Here is an 18,415-nt window from a genome sequence, read left to right as displayed (position 1 = left end):
GGGGGGACTAATTTCCTCTTTCTCCTTTATAAGAACATAAATTTTGCCGATAATACTACATAGTGGTATAATTTTTTAGGAAGCATACCAGAAAATAAGAAATCTAAAATACCGGAGGAACGCACCCTATGACTATAAACCGCCACCAAAACCAATTTCGAAAAAGATTTTTCCATAAAAAAAGGATTCAACCCCGCCGGGCCATAGCCGGGCTACTTTTGGTTGCGTTCTTTGTTTCCATTCTTCCCGTAGCCCCCAACCAAGGCTTTGGGATACTGAGTGCCTGGGCAAGTGATTTGGAAAGACCGACGGTGACCATTCGAACCGACCTCGCGGATTTTGATCAAACAGGAAAGACTATTAGCGTCAACGAACCAGAATCTGTTGGCTCTGTTAATCGAAGCATTGAAGTGGAAGACACCTCAGAAGGAGTTTATACCATCCCAGCGGGCGATTTAAGCTATGGTCTTGGAGCCACCACTCAGGGAAATCTTCCGGAAGATTTCAAAAACATTGAAAGCGTTACCCTTATCTTTTACCAGGAATTGGCCGACGGCACTCTGGAAAGAGATATTAAAATTTATGAAAATATTCGGGAAAATATGCCCCGTATTACTAATATTATTAAGCCGATTGTGTCCGACGATGAAATGATTGTGATCAACAGTGATAAAACAGACATTACCAACTTAGCGGAGGATAACTTTATTGTAAACGTAGGATCTACAGAAGCTAGGGTTATTACAAACGATGACTCCCCGGAAGGGGATGGTCTATCGGATAAACAAATAGGCTTGGTGCCTAAGGAAGGGAGCTTTACTGGTGGCGTAAATGATATTATCGTACAACGAGAGACAGAAAAAGAGACCACTACCAACTCTCTTCGAAACGTAGATACTTATCGTAACGCCGTTACGATTATTACAGATTTAGAACTGGATGGCATAGAGATGTTTCCTACCATGGGCCGGGTTGGCAGTCAGGTAGAATTTACCCGAGGAAATATGTCACCCAATGGATACGATGTTTATTTTGTGGAAAACTTAACCAATATCAATCTATTTAATGAAGAGGCTAAGGCCAAGCCAGTAAGCCTGCCGGTGGAAGTGGATGATCAGTGGGTCTATACCGTGGAAGTGCCTAATGTTCGTGCCGGGCGGGACTATTTTGTTGTTCTGACACCACCGGGGCGACTAGACACCCGTTATGTCATGGATAGTCAGTTCCGAGTCATAGAAATTGAAGATTCACCAATCTTGGAAGGTTTCGATCCTACCAGTGCTCCCACCCGCCGACCTACAGAAGTTGAGCTTTGGGGTTCCTATTGGACCCGCCTAGCGGTACCGGGGTTAGAAGATTATGTGCTGGCAGGCGACAGTGACTTTGATCCGGCAACAGCCATTCGTTTTGAAATTGGTGGAGACCTTTACGACCACATTCCGGAAGGAGAGTCTGTAGAAACTCTGGTCATCCAGTATGAAGGATCCGGTGATTTTCGTTTTAGCGATGACGGAGACGATTATCCGATTCTTTCGGTTGAACGACGCTTCCGAGTCTATATGGGTCAGGATCTTTCCATCCATGAATTTACCCATAACAGCAGCCAGGATGGATTTGAAGATGGCCAAGGAGCCGACAACTCCTTGAAAGTCAGAACCAGAGACTTTAGTGATGACCAGGCAGGGCCGGTGCCTGTAGAACTGGAAGTAGAGACGATGATTCGTATAGAGGACCTAGGTAGTCCAAGTGGCGAAAGAGTACTGAGTTTGAGGGAAAATTTACTAGCACCCGGTGATTTTACCTATATCCCTTCTACGGAACAGCCGGATGTGACGGATATTGTGCCTACTATCTTCCCGTTGCAGACAGAACCAACAGGCGGTGTGGGCCATATTAATGATCGTATTGGTCCTTTGCAGGTAGTGATTCGGGGAGAAAACTTTCTGGTTACCCGTTATGAAGATGCGGATGGGCAGGATCGAATAGCCCAACCTCGAGTAGAACTAGGCAGCACCATTATTGATCCGGGCCTTGAACCGGGAGAAATTGAAGGGAATCGGTATGGCCCCACCAAATTTGAAGTGTTACAAGGGGGGACCTTGGTGGACGGAAAAGGTGCCAACCAGATTGGAGATACCATTGTCATGACGCTGGAAACCGGTACCAGTGGTTTTCCTGTTACCAACACCACCAATAGGGATATCCGTATCAGCAATCCTCGTCGAGAAAGCGATGATTATGCGGTTTTTAGACGGTTTGAAAATATGGTTGATTTTACCTATGTAGATCCGAACCAATACCCACGTATTACCAATGTGGAACCCAATTTGGTAGCCATGGAAGGCGGCGTACCGGTGCGAATTGATGGCAGTCAGTTACGTTCTGATGCCAGATTGTATATTGGTGGCGAGGAAGTCACCGCCATTACGGATCGAAGCTTAGAGCATATCGAATTTATCGCCCCACCGGGAAATAGGCCTGGTGAGACTCAGTTGCAGGTCATTAATCCGGAAGGTGGTATTGCCACCCATCCCTTTACCTATACAGAAACCGATACCAATCCGGCGCTTACCAGCGTCACACCGGACAGAGGCACAGAAAATACCCTGCTAACCCTGACAGGAAGTGACTTTTTCCGGCCGGACCCCACCATTGTCGTCAATAATATAGATGATATCGATGCCTTTATTATGAACCGACTGATGGGGAGTCGAGTGGAAATCGGAGGCAGGGATATCAACCGCTATAACCGGGATGGTACAAGAATTGCTTTGACTCCGTTCAACGCAATAAATCGAACCGTTGAAGAATCAGTGTTTGTATATCAGGAAGAAACGGATCGTTGGCGGACAGGAGACGGATTCGACAGCGTTATCTTTATTAAATACCCAATGGATCCGGACGCACCAGTACATTTTTTTCGTCTGGTTCGTAACCGACAAAATCAGTACTACTTGGAAGATGGTGCTGCCAATTCCTGGCGTATTCGTTACAACAAAGAAGAAGATCAGTTTGAAGGAGTGGAAGAAGGTGGAAATGTGGTTATTCAGCAACTCCAAAACGGAGTGCTGGAAATAGACGGCATGACCCTAAGAGCCTATACTCCTTACACAGTAGAGAGAGTTGGAAGTTACGACCGGATCACCGGCAATCGGGTACAAGTTCTGGGCAGTAACGAAATTCATGCCCGGGTCCCAAATATGATGGGAGCTGACTGGGCTGGCCCCGGCACCTATGATGTTTCTGTGGTGAATCCGGACACACAAAAAGCAACCCTGCAAAATGCTTTTACCTATCTGGGAGAACCTAAAAACATCCCAGCCCTTCGAGATATTGTGCCGGAATTAGGGCCGGATAGTGGTGGCAATTTAGTCACCTTAAAATTAGATGAAGCCGTAACCGACGCTTCTTTTACGGAAGGTATTCGTATCTTTATCGGCTCCCAGGAAGTTCCCCGGGCTAATATCAATTTATCCGTAGACAGCCGGGAGATTGTGTTGACGGTACCGCCTTATGCCGGTAACTTACAGCAGGAAGGGCAGCGAGAAATCACCTTGCCCTTAACCTTGTTAAACTCCGACGGAGGAACCTTCAGCGTAGACTACGATAATCCCATCACCGTAGAGAGGGTTCAGCGGGATGCTGATGGAAATGAACAAACTATTCAGAAGGAACTATTAGGCTATACCTATGTAGTACCCACCAGTAATCCAGAAATAGAGCGCATTGTTCCAACGGCTGGATCCGCGGCTGGAGGCTATACCGTAGAAATCTTCGGGGTGGATTTCAGAGATTTCCGCCGTATCCGGGATGAAGACGGGAATCTGATTGAAACGATTACTGCCAATCCAGATATAACCCGTCCCTCCCGTTATGATTCAGAATTTGATGTCCTCTTGGACGACCTGTATCCCAGGGTGTTTTTTGGAACAGAAGAAGCCGAACTGGTAGAATTTGACGGCGAGTTTTTAAGAGTAATCGTAGGGCCCAATGAAGGAACCGTTCCAGTGTATATCGTCAACAACGATGCCGGCATCTCCAATACCGTTAACTTTAGTTTTGAGAGTTCAGACCCACAAATTACCAGTGTGAACCCACCACAAGGAGATCGGCGAGGAGGCACCTCTGTAGAAATAAGGGGGCAGGCTTTAGAAGAAGACTTGGTAACGCTGATGACCAAAGAATACGAAGAAAACAGCCCTCTTGTTTCGGTACGGGAAGAAGATACCCGGCTAACCCGTGTCAGAGTAGGGAATCGAACCAATGCAGATCTACCTCGGGAGCATGAAAACAGTGGAGTGATTCAAGTAAACCGAACTCGAGTCACCTTGGAAGACGGCCTTCGATTTGATTATAATTCAGGGGATGGAGGCGTCCTAAACGTTCAAATCACCGATCAGGGAAACACCTATCGCCATGAGTATCTTGGCTTTGGAGCCGGCGAGGAGGTCTTTATCAATACCAGAGATTTAAGCCGGGAAGAAGATGGAGAAACCATCCAATACCCCTATGAAGAATTGGTGCGACTGGAAATTAGGAACCGTCGATTATTTGTAGAAGGCGGCTATGCCCCGGAAGTAGCCCATCGGAATCAAGGTCATATCGTGGCCACTATGCCTTCCTATTTTACCACTGGCCGCGTAAGGCTATCCGTCATCAATCCAGATGGGGGAACCGCCAATTCGGATTTTGAATATATCACACCAGACAGTAACCCAGTGATTACCAATATTTTAAGAGAAGGCCGAGAACCGGTTAGAGAAACTCGGGAAGGCTATGGCGAAGTCATGCTTCAAAAAGTATCCCAGCGGGGCGGTAATATTATCCGTATTGTCGGGACTGATTTCCGGGAAGATGCCACCATTCGAGTAGGAGATATTCTAACCCTTGGACCAGACCATCCAAACCGGCTGGAAGATGAATTGCCAAACCAACTGGTCTTTGAACTTCCGGAATTGCCGGAAAACACCATTAACAATTTATATCGTATTGTTGTGACCAACTTTGATGGCGGGTCCGCCAACTCAGAAGAAGCCCTTTATCAGGGAGAAGAAGCCATTGCCATTTACCTGGAAGTTACTCGGGGAGAATCCAACCCTCGACTGGATACGGTCACCCCCAACAAAGGTCCGGTCACCGGTGGAACCCGACTTACGATCAGAGGAAATGATTTCCGCCAGGAAATGGATGGTTATAGCGATCCTATCGGAGTTCTTTTTGGAGAAGCTCGGGTAGATGAAGATTCCGGCGATGTAGAATATGTGGATTACCGACAACTAGAAGTAGTGGCACCGGAAAGTCCACGTTACGGAAATGTCCGGGTTCGGGTAGAAAACCCGGACGGAGAACTGAGCCTGCCCCCCGGCGAATTCCAATACATCAGTCAGCCCAACATCGAAAGCGTAGACCCACCACGGATTTTTGCCAACGATATGGATACAGAGATCACATTAACTGGTGAAATGTTTATGAACGGAGCCCAGGTAATTCTGGGAGGAAGACTGGTACCCATCAATGAAGTAACCGACGACATGGAGGTTCATGGGGAAGGAATTCGTGGAGTAGATGAAGAAGGAAGAAATAGGGAATTTGCCGTTGTTGGTGGCGTTGCTGCCAATACGGTTAACGTGGAAAGTGAAAACGTCATGCGGGTTCAGTTCCCAGAAACCTTAGATCTGGAACATGATGACTTGATCATCCTCAATCCAGATGAAGGACTTTCCGACCCAGATGATGCCCCAGACTTCGACTATGATATACCAGTACCAGATGCACCGCTGGTAGTAGAAGCCGTACCTGGATCAGAAGGAAGTATCCACCTGATCTGGTCCAAATCCGATCCAGGTGTTTTGAACGCCGCAGCCAGTTACGAAGTATACGGCAAAAGAAGTGCAGAAAGAGAATACACCTTTATCGCAGAAGCCAATGACGCCGACTACCTGGTGCGAAATCTGGAGCCAGATACCCGCTACGACTTTCGGGTAAGAGCCTTGAATGAATACGGCAGTGCCATTGAATCCGGGGAAACCAGCGCACGAACCTTACATCCAGATGAAGATCCAAAACTGGAAGAAAAGCTGGAAGAACTGGATCGACAGCGGGAAGAGTTGGAAACCCAGGGAAGAGAAGAAATCATTAATGGTACAGTAGTCCGAACCATTGGAAGTCGCGAAATTCCTGACGGCAGAGCTCCCTACCGCATTGATTTTTCCGGTGCAGAACACAGCCGATATAACGACTTTATCGTAGCCTTTCCAGTACAGTCTTTGGCCAGTATGAACCGGGAAGTAGTCATTACGGATGGCAAGGCTAGTTTAACCATTGCGCCAAACACCCTCTATACCCGGGACGTTAGCAATCTGAGTGCAGAAGAAAGTCGGGACGGAGTGGCACGCATCCACTTTACCCGCTTGGAAGGTAATGAAGCCAATGCACTGAACAGTGCCATCGATCGAAGACAAAGCAGAGCTTCTAACCCCTATCACATTGATTTTAGCCTGAAAGCAGGCCGTGCAGAAAAGAACTTGCCTCGCATTCTTGGTAGTGGTCAGATAAGCATTGACCTTGATACAGGCCGTTATCCAGAAAGCAACTCTGGAAACACAGGTATTAGCACCTATCATCCTTCCGCCCATAGTTTCCAGAGAAATAACGGAAGGACAATGACCATCAGAGAAGCAGGTAAATACATGTTGCTACGAGACAGATAAAAAGCAGGTGGAAAAGCAGGTTAACAGGGAATAGGGAATAGGGAATAGGGAATAGGTTACAGGGAAAAGAAAAACCAAGGTTCTTTCTCCCTTAACGGGAGAAAGGACGTAGAAAAAAACGCTTCCTGCGGGAAGAACCGTAGTTTTTAATCAACTCTCTTTGTAATGAGTGTTGAAGATCTTTAATCCGATCTCTTTAGTAATGGGTGTTGAAGATTTTTAATTCCCTCTCCCGTCGAGGGAGAGGGTTCAAGGAAAACAAATCGCAACAAATAGCTCTCCCCTGGCGGGAAAGGGTTCCAAGAACTAAAAAAACTATAATAAGGAGTCGGAAAATGAGCATACAAAGTAATCAAATTAAAATACTACATAACGGAAAAACCCCTCTCTCTTGGCGGGAGAAGGTTAGGGAGAGGGGGATCATAGCAAAACACCCCAAAATCCTCCCCCTGGCCTTAATCTTCACGATCCTTCTCACCAGCCTCCTGCCAGTCACCGCCGCTACGCCTTTTACCTCCGTAGACAGTTACCGGGGACTTCCCGGTGCGGTTCAGAAAGTCAGGGATATGAACTATACAGATATTGGAGATCATTGGGCAGCAACATCGATCCTGGACATTACTGGTCTTGGCGTCATGAGCGGCACCGGAAACCGACAATTCGCCCCTAATCGTTCCATTACAGCGGGTGAAGCATTGATGGTGCTTCTGAAGGCTCGAGGAATGGAGGATGAGTTTCAAGAAGCGGTAGCAGAACAGGATGCGGTAGAAGTAGCCGGCGTTCCTGTTGGAACAGAAGCCGACCGTCAGCTGGTAGCTGCGATAGAGCTGGCTCAGCAGGAAAACATTTTGACAGAAGAAGAAGCCGCTGACCTTCTGGAACTTTCTGATGAAGAGATAGATCAGTTGGACGAAGAGGTCAACAAAGCGGTAGATGAATATCTGTACAGCGAACTGACCTCACCAGAATTAACAGAACTCGAAAACGCCTTGCGTAATCAGATGGAAACCCGCAAGGCCTGGAACCGACCAGCTCAGCGTCAGCAAGTAGCCGCCTGGTTTGCAAGAACTCTTAATCTGGAACCGGCAGAACCTAGTCAGACACCACAACTGGCACGATTTAACGATCGACGTCAGATTGATGAAGAAAAAAGACCCCTTATCGAAGCGGCTTTACAGGCCAACTATATCAGTGGAACCAGTGAAAACACCTTTTCACCCGCTGAATCAATGAGCCGGGCACAAATGGCAGCCTTAATGATGAAATCCTCTGCCGACTGGCTTCCTCAAAGAGGAATCACCCCTCGACAAGGTAAAGTAAGCGATCTTCGGATGATTGAAACTCCCGACAATCCACAAGCCCGCACTCGTCAGGTCACCGTAAAGCATCCGGATAACACATCATCCCTCTTGGAATTAACCCAGCGGGAAGACCTGCCAGTACGTCGGAAAAGCCAGATCTATCTGTCGGATCAGATTTTTGATGGCGACCCTGTTACTTACTATACAACCGACGAAAATCATGTGAAATACATGACCGTCACCACTAGTCCGGAGGGAGAAGCTTCCCCTGTACTTACTGGTTTTATTGAAAGCATTGACCCGAATACACGCACCTTAAAAGTGAGAGATTTTAATGACCGTGAACATCATCTCCAAGTGCCACTGGGAACAGGAGTGACCATTAATGGACGTCTTGCCACCTTTGAAGACTTACCTCATGGTTTGGAAGTAACCATATCCCGCCTGGGGAATACGGTAAATAGTCTTCAGGGAACAGTGGAAGAAGATCCGGACCGACATGGCTATATTCCACCGGAGAGTCGTTTTAAAGTAGGCGATGTGCTGTTTTTTGACGAAAACAGCATTGAAATTCAAAATCAGGGAACACGGGAAACCTTCCAAATCACCAGCAATACGCAGATACAGCGAGATGGAAGCCGTGCCCCGGTTCATCAGATTAAGACCGGTGATCGGGTACTGCTCCTTTTTGATGATATTTACAGCCCTGAAATCGCTACGATTCGGGTAGAAGATGATGAACGGCATATCACAGATATGATTCGTGCCACCGTAGATTCCGTAGACAATCGGGCCGGCGAAGTCCTCCTTCGAGATATTCAGCGTTTTGATGAAAACCGGTGGGTACCCCACTCCGATTCGATAGTGCGGTATCAAACCAATAACGGACAACTCTTTGAAGGAGCCAGTGAAGTCACATTGGCACAACTAGACCGCATGAAAGGACAGCAGGTTTACGCCGCCGTGGAAGAAAGTTATGGCAGACCCCGTATCGCTAAGCTGCAAACCCAAAACGGAAGCACCCAAGCTTATGACAGCCGAATTCAAGGCTTGGAATTTGCTACAGAAGAATTGGAAGTCGATTACAATAGGTTTAACTTTCACCCGGGAACCATTGTGATTCAAAATAATCGACTGGTGGATCGACTGAACCTGAACAAAGATCAAAACATTTACATGTTGGCGGATATGAGTCCTGTCGGTCGGAACGCAGCCATGATTAGCATCACAGATCAGGGAATGCTGGATCCACGGCCTGGTGGCACCAGACTGGTTATTTATCAGGCTCGGCTACAAGATTTATTTGATTACCAGGTAGAGCTAGGACGCATTGGCTACCAACTGGACTATTTGCGACTGGAAGAAAATCGGTGGGAAAGCCTGCGTAGTGCCAGAAGAGCAAATTTCAGTGAAGACACCTTGATTTATGACAGTGAGCTGGAAGAAGCCATCAACCCTGGCGTTTTCCTGGACACACGCTTTATTGATCCACAGGATATTGAAAACCGTCAACTTCGGGAACGGATTGAAGACCGCTTCTACTACGACAAAACCGCTTACTTCCTTATCAGAGAAACCGATACCGGTAACAGCACCCATCGGGAAGCCCTGGCTATCAACCTGGCTCCCCGGGCTCAGGAATACGAAGGCGGTACCATGGCGACAGAGCATAGCGCCATGGGAGTGGTCGATACAGTGGATCTGGATAATAATAGCCTGACATTGAACAATGTGAGAAACTGGAATGGCCTTAGTCGTCGGTGGGAACCAGTCCGAAGCCGACAGGAATTCGATACCCACACAGCGGTTATTCTTCTGAACGATGACCCCATAACCGCGGAAGAAATGTACCGTATCCGAAGCGGTGCCCAAGCCTATGTAATACAAAATCGAACCGCTTCAGACGACCATTCTGCCTATGTTATTGTCATTGAGCAATAGAAAAGCAGGGGATAAGTGAAAAGGTTAAAGGTTACAGGGAAGTTCAAAAAATAAATGCAAATTCAAAAGCAATGAACCGCGAAGAACGCAAAGGACGCGAAGAAAAAACGCCATGAAGAAGCACTGTGACTCAAAACCTGAAATCATGACACCGGCAATCTTTACCAAAAGGTACACTTAAGAACAAAGGAGGTTTCCCGATGAAACCAACGTTTACCAGTATAACCAGTATAAAAAGCTCTAAAAAGTTTTTAACTGATCACCTGCCACCTATGCACTTATCACTTGCCCTTACAATGGTTATTTTAATAGTTGCTTTATTAGCAACGCCCCTCACCGCCTTTGCCGAGGAACCGTCCTTTCAGACCCCCGGCTTTGAAGGCGGCGTTCAGGATCCACGCATCTATCGGGAAATGATTTTTATTACCGGACAACCAGTATTACTGGAAGGCGAACTAACCATTTCAGACAGAGGTGGGAGGGTGACCTATAATTATCGGAACCTTTCCAGCGCTGATGGAGAAATTACCATGACCCGCAACGTGACCATGGAAAAAACCCTTCGGGAAAATGGCGGCGATCAGAAAACAGAAACCTATGAACTCACCCGTTTTCGGGAAACCATCAATGCCAACGATAACACCTACCAGTCGGACGAACGAGATAACCAATGGTCCAAATCCTCTGTTTATCATGCCAAGCCCGCCGCCACCTATTTTGCTGGCAATTGGGACGGAAGAAAATACTACCATATCAACGGCGATGAAGGTCGTGTCATCGTTGAAACCAGAGGAAATCGGGTAGGTTACGATCAACAATGGAGCAGTATCGACACACAAACCCTGATCCATTACATCGATTATGAACATACCAACGGAGAGGAAGAACCCCTTCGCTGGCAGGGAACAGCCCAGGTACAGGCCGCTCATAACCGTACCGTAAGTCCTCACTACCAGGACAACGCACCAACCCAGATCAGTTTTCGAGGCGCTTATCGCTTGACAGAACAGGAAGAAAACGTTCTGAAAGTCAGCTATGATCTCCCACGTTTTAGTGCCGACGGAATCCCTAATCGACAACGAAACCTGGGAACCGACAGTTTTACTCTGGACAGCAACCCAACCAACGAAATGCTAAGCATTCCACAAATGAGAGATACCAACGGCCATGGAGCAGAAGAACCTATCCGTTTCCTGGCCAGCCTTAACGCATTTCCGGCACAGGTAGAAACCTTCGGCCCAGACCTGCCCATCAGCCGTGCCGAGTTTGCCAGAGCGTTAACCGTTGCTACCGGCCACGCAGAACAAAAACATGAACCGGAGAGAAGGCCTTCCTTCCAGAGAGCTACCAGAGAAGAAACCCTTTTTGCCGATGTGGGAGAAGAACATCCCTACAGACCCTATATTGAATCCGCTTATCATAACAACCTAATGGCCGGCGTAGATCAAAACCGGTTTGATCCAGACGGTACCATCACCCGGGCAGAAGCCGTTACTATTCTGATCAAAGCTTTAGGATTCCAACATCTAGCCCCCATCCAACAATACGGTACCGGCTACCTGGACGACGCCCAGATTCCACTTTGGGCAAGGGACGCCGCCTATCTAGCCGGCGAATTAGGCCTAATCACAGATCAAAGCGGCTACTTTCAACCACAACGCCAGTTAACCAAAGCCGACACCGCCATTTTACTAAACGACTTTATTGACTACCTCCGACAAGACCTACGTTATGATTATCGAGAACGAATCCTTAATTTTTAGGTAATTTGTTTATCATACGGCAGAAGAAAAAATCACTATTGAAATTTCTAAAGCACCTAAGATTGAAAAGGGACGGAAAATTTTCCGTCCCTTTTCATAATTTCCTTCGGATATAATTGTCATGATGCCTTTCATATCGTATAATGGTTAGATAGATATTTTATCCCAAAGATTTCAAGAACAGGATGTGAAACCGGTGAAACCACTCATCAGAAAGCTGACCCTAACCTTAACGCTGCTGCTATTCTTCAGCGTTTTTGCATTTTCCGCCACAGAAAGCATACCGGCGCAGGATCACAGCATTATCCGGGAGGCCATACTTCACAACTATGTCACCCCGATAGAACCGAAAAAACTGGAAACCATCACCCCGGAAAACCTGGAAAATCTGTTGGATGAAAACAGCTACTACCTTTCAGCTCAACAAATGAAAGAACTGGTCGAAGGATTTCAGGGAGCATTTGAAGGAGTAGGCATTTATATTTTTAGGGAAAACGGAGATGTGATTGTATCAGAAACCATCCCCGACAGCCCTGCCTTCGAAGCAGGCATTTTGGCAAGAGATCGTATTGTTGCCGTTGATGGAATGCCGACAGCCCCCCTTTCGCTGGACCAGGTTGTCCGGCGAATCAAAGGCCCGAAAGGATCTACTGTGGTACTGGGAATTCGACGTTCTGGTCAGGAGGAAATCATAGAATTTGAAATCACCCGTCAAAGTATTCAGGTATCTAGTGTCGATGCACAGATTATTGAAGAAGAAATTGGCTATCTGGAAGTTCGTCAGTTTAATGAAGATACGACCAGGACTACCAAGAAAATCCTGGAAGATTTTCAGGAAGCCGGCATAAGCAAGCTAGTGATAGACCTTAGAAACAATCCGGGAGGACTGCTAAATGAAGGAATAAGCTTCAGTCGTTTACTGATTCCCCCCGGGCCCATCACCCATGTGCTTTATCGGGAAGGAGAAATAACCTACTCATCCTTTAACGATGATCTCCCCTACGAAACCGCTGTAGTGCTTGTCAACGAAGGAACCGCCAGTGCGGCCGAAATCTTTGCGGCCGCCTTTAAGGAAAGAGCCAACGGGATTATTATTGGCCAGCCAACCTACGGAAAAGGCTCTGTTCAAAGACTTTATCCCCTGCCTTCCGGCGGCGGGTTCAAACTGACGGAAGCCGCCTACTTCAGTCCGTTCAAAAGAGCCATTGATGGAGAAGGAATCTATCCGGACATTGATTTGCAACGCTTTCACCCCTCGATCCAATTGGAAGACATCAAACCCTTAGGAGGAGAACGTCGATTAAGCCTACAGGACGAGGGCGAAGATGTGCTGGCAGCTCAGCAACGCCTACAGTTACTGGGATATGCGATTGAAGACCCAGAGGGTATCTTTGGCTCCTCCACCCAGACAGCCGTTGCTAATTTTCAACGATCCCAAGGCATCTTTAGCTACGGCGTTTTAGACTTCTCAACCCAGCGGCGTCTCAACCGAGCGTTTCAACAGTGGTTGATCGCTCCAGAACAAGACCTTCAGTTAAAAACAGCTGTTAACTATTTGAAAGGACAACGAAGCTCTCACGAAAACGCAAAACCAGTGAAAATCAATTGAAAAAGCAGAAAGCAGAAAGCAGAAAGTAGAAAAAATATAAATCATCTTCCGCCTTCCACTTTCCACTTTTCACCTTAATTTATAATTAACCCGAAAGGAAGATCCTAATGACAAAATATATCTTTATAACCGGCGGAGTTGTATCCTCTCTCGGAAAAGGCATCACCGCTGCATCTCTTGGCCAATTACTGAAAAGCAGAGGCATGAAAGTAACCATCCAGAAGTTCGACCCCTATATCAATATCGACCCGGGAACCATGAGTCCCTATCAGCATGGAGAAGTTTTTGTCACCGACGATGGAGCCGAAACAGATCTGGACCTCGGCCATTATGAACGATTCATCGACATCAACCTCAGCAAATACAGCTCCGTTACTTCTGGAAAAGTATACTGGTCAGTGATTAACAAAGAACGAAAAGGCGATTACCTAGGAGGGACCGTACAGGTAATTCCCCATATTACGAATGAAATAAAAGACCGCATTTATCGCCTTGGCAGTGATAGTCATCCAGATGTAGTGATTACGGAAGTTGGCGGTACCGTCGGCGATATCGAAAGCTTACCTTTTCTGGAAGCCATCCGACAGGTAAAACACGAAGTCGGGCGAGAAAACGTCATGTATATGCATGTCACCTTGGTTCCCTACCTGGGAAAAGCCGGAGAACTAAAAACCAAACCCACCCAGCACAGCGTAAAAGAACTTCGCAGCATTGGGATCCAGCCAGACATGGTGGTTTGTCGGACCGAGCAACCAATTTCCAGAGACATGAAAGATAAAATCGCCCTTTTCTGCAATTTAGACCCAGACTATGTTATTGAAAACATGGATGCCGACAGCATCTACGAAGTACCGCTGCTTTTGCAGGGAGAAGGCTTAGATGAAAAAGTACTGAAATTCCTGAAACTAGAAGCCGGCACCGCTGATCTGGAAGAATGGAAAAACATTGTGTATCGGGACAAAAATCCGGAAAAACAGATCAGCATTGCTATTGTTGGTAAATATGCAGAACTACAGGACGCCTACCTGTCCATCTCCGAATCGCTGAACCACGCTGGCATCCATCATCATTCAAAAGTAACCATTAAATGGGTTCATGCCCATCACCTAAACGAAGATACCGTCAAAGAAACCTTAGAAAACGTTCAGGGCATTCTAGTTCCCGGTGGTTTCGGAGAACGAGGCGTGGAAGGAAAAATCACCGCCATCCGATATGCCCGGGAAAACAAAATACCTTTCTTTGGAATCTGTCTTGGAATGCAGTTAGCCGTGGTGGAATTTGCCCGCCATGTTGCCGGCCTTGAAGACGCACAAAGCAGTGAATTTAGCCAGGAAGCCCTTCATCCCGTCATCGATATCATGCCAGAACAAAAGGACATTGAAGACAAAGGCGGCACCATGCGACTAGGCTTATACCCCTGCAAAATACATGCAGAAAGCAACGCCGAAAAAGCCTATGATGAAAAACTTATTTATGAAAGGCATCGGCACCGTTTTGAATTTAATAACAGTTACCGAGATCAACTAATTGAAAACGGATTAGTCATCAGCGGTATTTCGCCGGATGAGAGACTGGTGGAAATCATTGAACTGAAAGACCACCCCTGGTACGTAGCCTGCCAGTTTCATCCAGAATTCAAGTCCCGTCCTAACCGGCCCCATCCGCTGTTCAGAGAGTTTGTCAAAGCAGCGCTGGAAAAGCAGGTATAAAAGCAGTTAGAAAAGCAGTTAGAAAAGCAGGTAAGAGTTAAGAGTTGGAAAGCAGTTTGTTAAAAGGGTAAGCAGGTTACAAGGGAACAGGTGAAAGGTTATAGTCCCCTCTCCCTTGGCGGGAGAGGGTTTGAAGGCACAGCGGGGTCGTGAGGTAATAGGCTCCAGGATTTTCGGGGCAAATTAGCTCCGTCCCCATTGTGAGCTCGTCCCCATTGCGACGGCGACTTGACAAAACCCTCTAAAAATGCTATATTTTAACTACAAAAAGACGGTGGAGCCTCGGCCGTATAAATGAGGCCTAAAAAAGTGAGAGCAGCTCGGCTGCTCTCTTTTTTGTTATTGTTAAAAAAGCGCAAAAACTGTACAATATTGTTACCAGCAAAAAGCAACCCAAGCTAAATAAAAGATGCTGCGATTTTGAACTACTTGAAAACAAATGCCAAACCTACAAAAGCACATAAATGAAGGGAGAACCCCAAATGATTAAAAGAAGTACCATCACCATTTTTTTGGTACTGGCTCTGCTCGTTACCAGTACCAGTATCAGTGCCTATGCCGATGACAATGGTGAAAGCACCATTATCCAGCTTCAACCAGACATCGCCACCGCCACCATCAACGGCGAAGAAGTAACATTAGATGTGGCCCCTTATCTTAGTGACGACAATCGGACCCTTACACCGCTTCGCTTTATAGCCGAAGCCCTGGGAGCCGAAGTTACCTGGGATCCGGTTGGTTCCTCTGTATTTTACAACACCCCGGAAGGAGAAACCGTCCTTCTGACCATTGGCCGCACTGTGGCCACTAAAAATGGAGAAGAAATTCACCTATCAACCCCTCCGGTACTTCACCGGGAAAGCGGACGAAGCCTGGTCCCCCTTCGGTTCTTCAGCGAAACCATGGGCTTTCATGTTCAATGGGAAGCAGATACCCAAACCATCACCATCACCGATGAATCGACTGAAGAAACAACAGATCCATCAACAGAAGAGGAACCGGCATCAGAACCAGATTCAGCACCAGATTCAGATCAAGATTCAGAGCCAGAGCCAGAACCAGATTCAGAGCCAGCAGCGGAAGACGAGGAACCGGCATCAGAATCTGAAGAGCCAGAGCCAGCACCACTTCCAGAAGTATCCGACCTGGCAGATCCTGCGACCCTTGAAGGATTAGAAATTTCTGGACCCGAACGCATTTCACTCTCCGGAAGCAGGGCTGTTACCAGAGAGTATAGCGTCACCGGCTATAACGAAGAAGGCGAAGAAGTAGACCTGACAGACGTTCCTATAGAGTGGAATTTTATGGCAGTGCTTGGTTTTCATGAAGAATGGAACCCGGAAGACGTCGGCGTGACCTTAACCCAGACCGGCCAGCTGACCCTAAAAGATGTTCATGCCGATATCCGTTCTGCTACCTGGATCTACCTACTGGTCACCACCCCAGAAGACTATGAACATGGCTATTTCGAAGCCGATAAAGTGATTACACTGCTATAGGAGCAGGCTATAGGTAAGCAGGTTATAGGTAAGCAGGTTATAGGTAAGCAGGTTATAGGTAAGCAGGTTAGCAGGTTAGCAGGTTATAGGAAAAAGATAAACACAGCAGAACCGTCCCCATGTGTTTGCCCATGTGTTTTGCAACCTATTCTTCTTATCCCTTTGATTTACCCGTCTTTTGAACTTCTCTTTAACCTTTAACCTGTTAGCTTTTAACTTGCTTTTCTCCCCTGCACTTACCTATAACCTATAACCTTTTCACTTTTAACCTGCATTTACAACTGCTTTTACCCTTCCTCTTGTAACAAGATTGTAAAATTCAAACAACTCCTTTTCTGGTATAATGGAACTCGCCTATAACGATTAGAAAACAATAAAAAAAGGAGTGACTTAAATGAACAAAAGAGGATTGTTAGCCGTATTATTAGTTTTCATGCTAGTCTTTAGCTCATTCGCCGTTTATGCAGACGAGCACATGGAAGATGAAGTAGAAGTAGAAGAGCAGGAAGAAGCCGTAGAAGCAGAAGCAAACGGTGAGGTAGATACAGATGAGGAAGAAGAAGCAACAGAAGCTGACGAAGAAGTTGCTGAAGATGTAGAAGAAGCAACAGAAGAAGAAGCCGTAGAAGAAAACGATGAAATAGATGAAGAAGCAACAGAGGAAGAAGAAGCCGTAGAAGAAGACGAAGCGGCTGAAGAAACAGAAGAAGAAATGGAAGAGGAAGTAGTAGCAGCAGAAAGAATCCAGCTTAACTTAGGCAACAACATTGCCATTATTGACGGTGAGCATGTCGAAGTAAACCCAGCTCCTTACGCAGACGAAAACGGGAGAACCATGGTACCCCTAAGCTTTGTAGGCCGTCAGCTTGGTGCCTCCTTTGACTGGGATGCAGATGCTCGTCAAGTAACCTACACCAAAGACGAAACCGTTATCCTATTAACCATCGATTCCAATATTGCTGTTGTCAATGGCGAAGAAGTTGAAATGGATACCGTAGCCGTCATCCTTGAAGGAAGAACCGTGGTACCCGTAAGCTTTATCAGCCGAACCCTTGGCTTTGATGTAGACTGGAACGGAGAAACCCAAACCGTAGTGATTACACCAGCGGTTGAAGGTGAAGAAGAAGCAGCTGACGTAGACGAAGATGCAGACGCAGCAGAAGAAATGGACGAAGATGAAGCAACAGAAGAAGCCGTTGAAGAAGAAACGGTAACAGAAGAAACAGATGCTGACGAAGATGCTGAAGAGGAAGAAGCAGCAACGGATGCAGAAGTAGCTGATGAAAGAACTCCATATCATGAAGAAGATCCAGATGTAATACCGAACAGCATGTACTTTTTACAAACTCCAAAAACAGAGTATAAAGTTGGAGAATCCCTTGATTTTACAGACTTAGAATTTGGAATTTATGCTGGTCATGGTGGAACATCCATAACCGCAGAAGACTTCTTTGATTACGGAGTTGAATCCAGTATTGAAGAAGGAACCCCACTAACAGTGGAAGATACAGTAGTTGTTTTCACATCTCTTAATGATGCAACATTAGAAATGGAAATTACAGTGACAGAATAATAGGATTAGATTTAAAGAAGCGACCAGAGAATTCTGGTCGCTTTTATCATTTTTGCCTCCTTTGCTCCTGGTTCTAACTGGAAGCTCATTCCCTTAGCTGAGAAAACCAGAGTGTCTGAACGTTGACCGCATCTACCCGCCCGAATCGCCCTCCTGGCTTAGCGGGCGGCAGTGCGACCTCCTGTCGCACTGTACGATGCACTCTGCCGTCCATACACTGGGTTTTCTGACAGCACGGTCATAGGTTTTCTTGTAGAACTCAGGAGCTTCAGTCGGCATCACTGTTCCTGCAAGCTGGTACTGGTTCAGC

Annotated in this window: 8 protein-coding genes; all 8 read left to right on the top strand. The window is 46.7% G+C overall.

The annotated features are described in order from the left end of the window. Positions 1 to 128 precede the first annotated feature (128 nt). The 8 genes from BLV55_RS10025 to BLV55_RS09990 all read left to right on the top strand — a co-directional run bounded on the left by BLV55_RS10025 (position 129) and on the right by BLV55_RS09990 (position 18,105). Entirely contained in the window at positions 129 to 6,710 is a 6,582-nt protein-coding gene (locus tag BLV55_RS10025; RefSeq protein WP_093313965.1) for an IPT/TIG domain-containing protein, read from the top strand. A 335-nt stretch (positions 6,711 to 7,045) separates the two neighbouring features. Further along, complete coding sequence (locus tag BLV55_RS10020; RefSeq protein WP_093313963.1) at positions 7,046 to 9,952, top strand: S-layer homology domain-containing protein; 2,907 nt, start codon at positions 7,046 to 7,048, stop codon at positions 9,950 to 9,952. A gap of 200 nt (positions 9,953 to 10,152) precedes the next feature. Next, positions 10,153 to 11,715 (top strand): S-layer homology domain-containing protein, encoded by a 1,563-nt coding sequence (locus BLV55_RS10015; RefSeq protein WP_093313961.1) that lies wholly within the window; start codon positions 10,153 to 10,155, stop codon positions 11,713 to 11,715. Positions 11,716 to 11,911: 196 nt separating this feature from the next. Then, complete coding sequence (locus BLV55_RS10010) at positions 11,912 to 13,324, top strand: S41 family peptidase (protein ID WP_143033189.1); 1,413 nt, start codon at positions 11,912 to 11,914, stop codon at positions 13,322 to 13,324. A 107-nt stretch (positions 13,325 to 13,431) separates the two neighbouring features. Beyond that, positions 13,432 to 15,033, top strand: a complete 1,602-nt coding sequence (locus BLV55_RS10005; RefSeq protein ID WP_093313957.1) for a CTP synthase — start codon at positions 13,432 to 13,434, stop codon at positions 15,031 to 15,033. 341 nt (positions 15,034 to 15,374) lie between these two features. Continuing rightward, the gene (locus BLV55_RS15025; protein WP_093314110.1) at positions 15,375 to 15,497 is read left to right on the top strand and encodes a type III toxin-antitoxin system ToxN/AbiQ family toxin; all 123 of its coding nucleotides are present in this window, start codon (positions 15,375 to 15,377) and stop codon (positions 15,495 to 15,497) included. Positions 15,498 to 15,515: 18 nt separating this feature from the next. Further along, the gene (locus BLV55_RS09995) at positions 15,516 to 16,532 is read left to right on the top strand and encodes a copper amine oxidase N-terminal domain-containing protein (RefSeq protein WP_176968366.1); all 1,017 of its coding nucleotides are present in this window, start codon (positions 15,516 to 15,518) and stop codon (positions 16,530 to 16,532) included. Positions 16,533 to 16,926: 394 nt separating this feature from the next. Next, positions 16,927 to 18,105 carry a copper amine oxidase N-terminal domain-containing protein gene (locus BLV55_RS09990; protein WP_093313953.1) on the top strand — a complete coding sequence of 393 codons (1,179 nt, stop codon included), beginning with the start codon at positions 16,927 to 16,929 and terminating at the stop codon, positions 18,103 to 18,105. Positions 18,106 to 18,415: the final 310 nt, after the last annotated feature.

It is taken from the genome of Tindallia californiensis (assembly GCF_900107405.1).
Lineage (GTDB): Bacteria > Bacillota > Clostridia > Peptostreptococcales > Tindalliaceae > Tindallia > Tindallia californiensis.
This window is presented reverse-complemented; position numbering and strand designations above follow the sequence as displayed.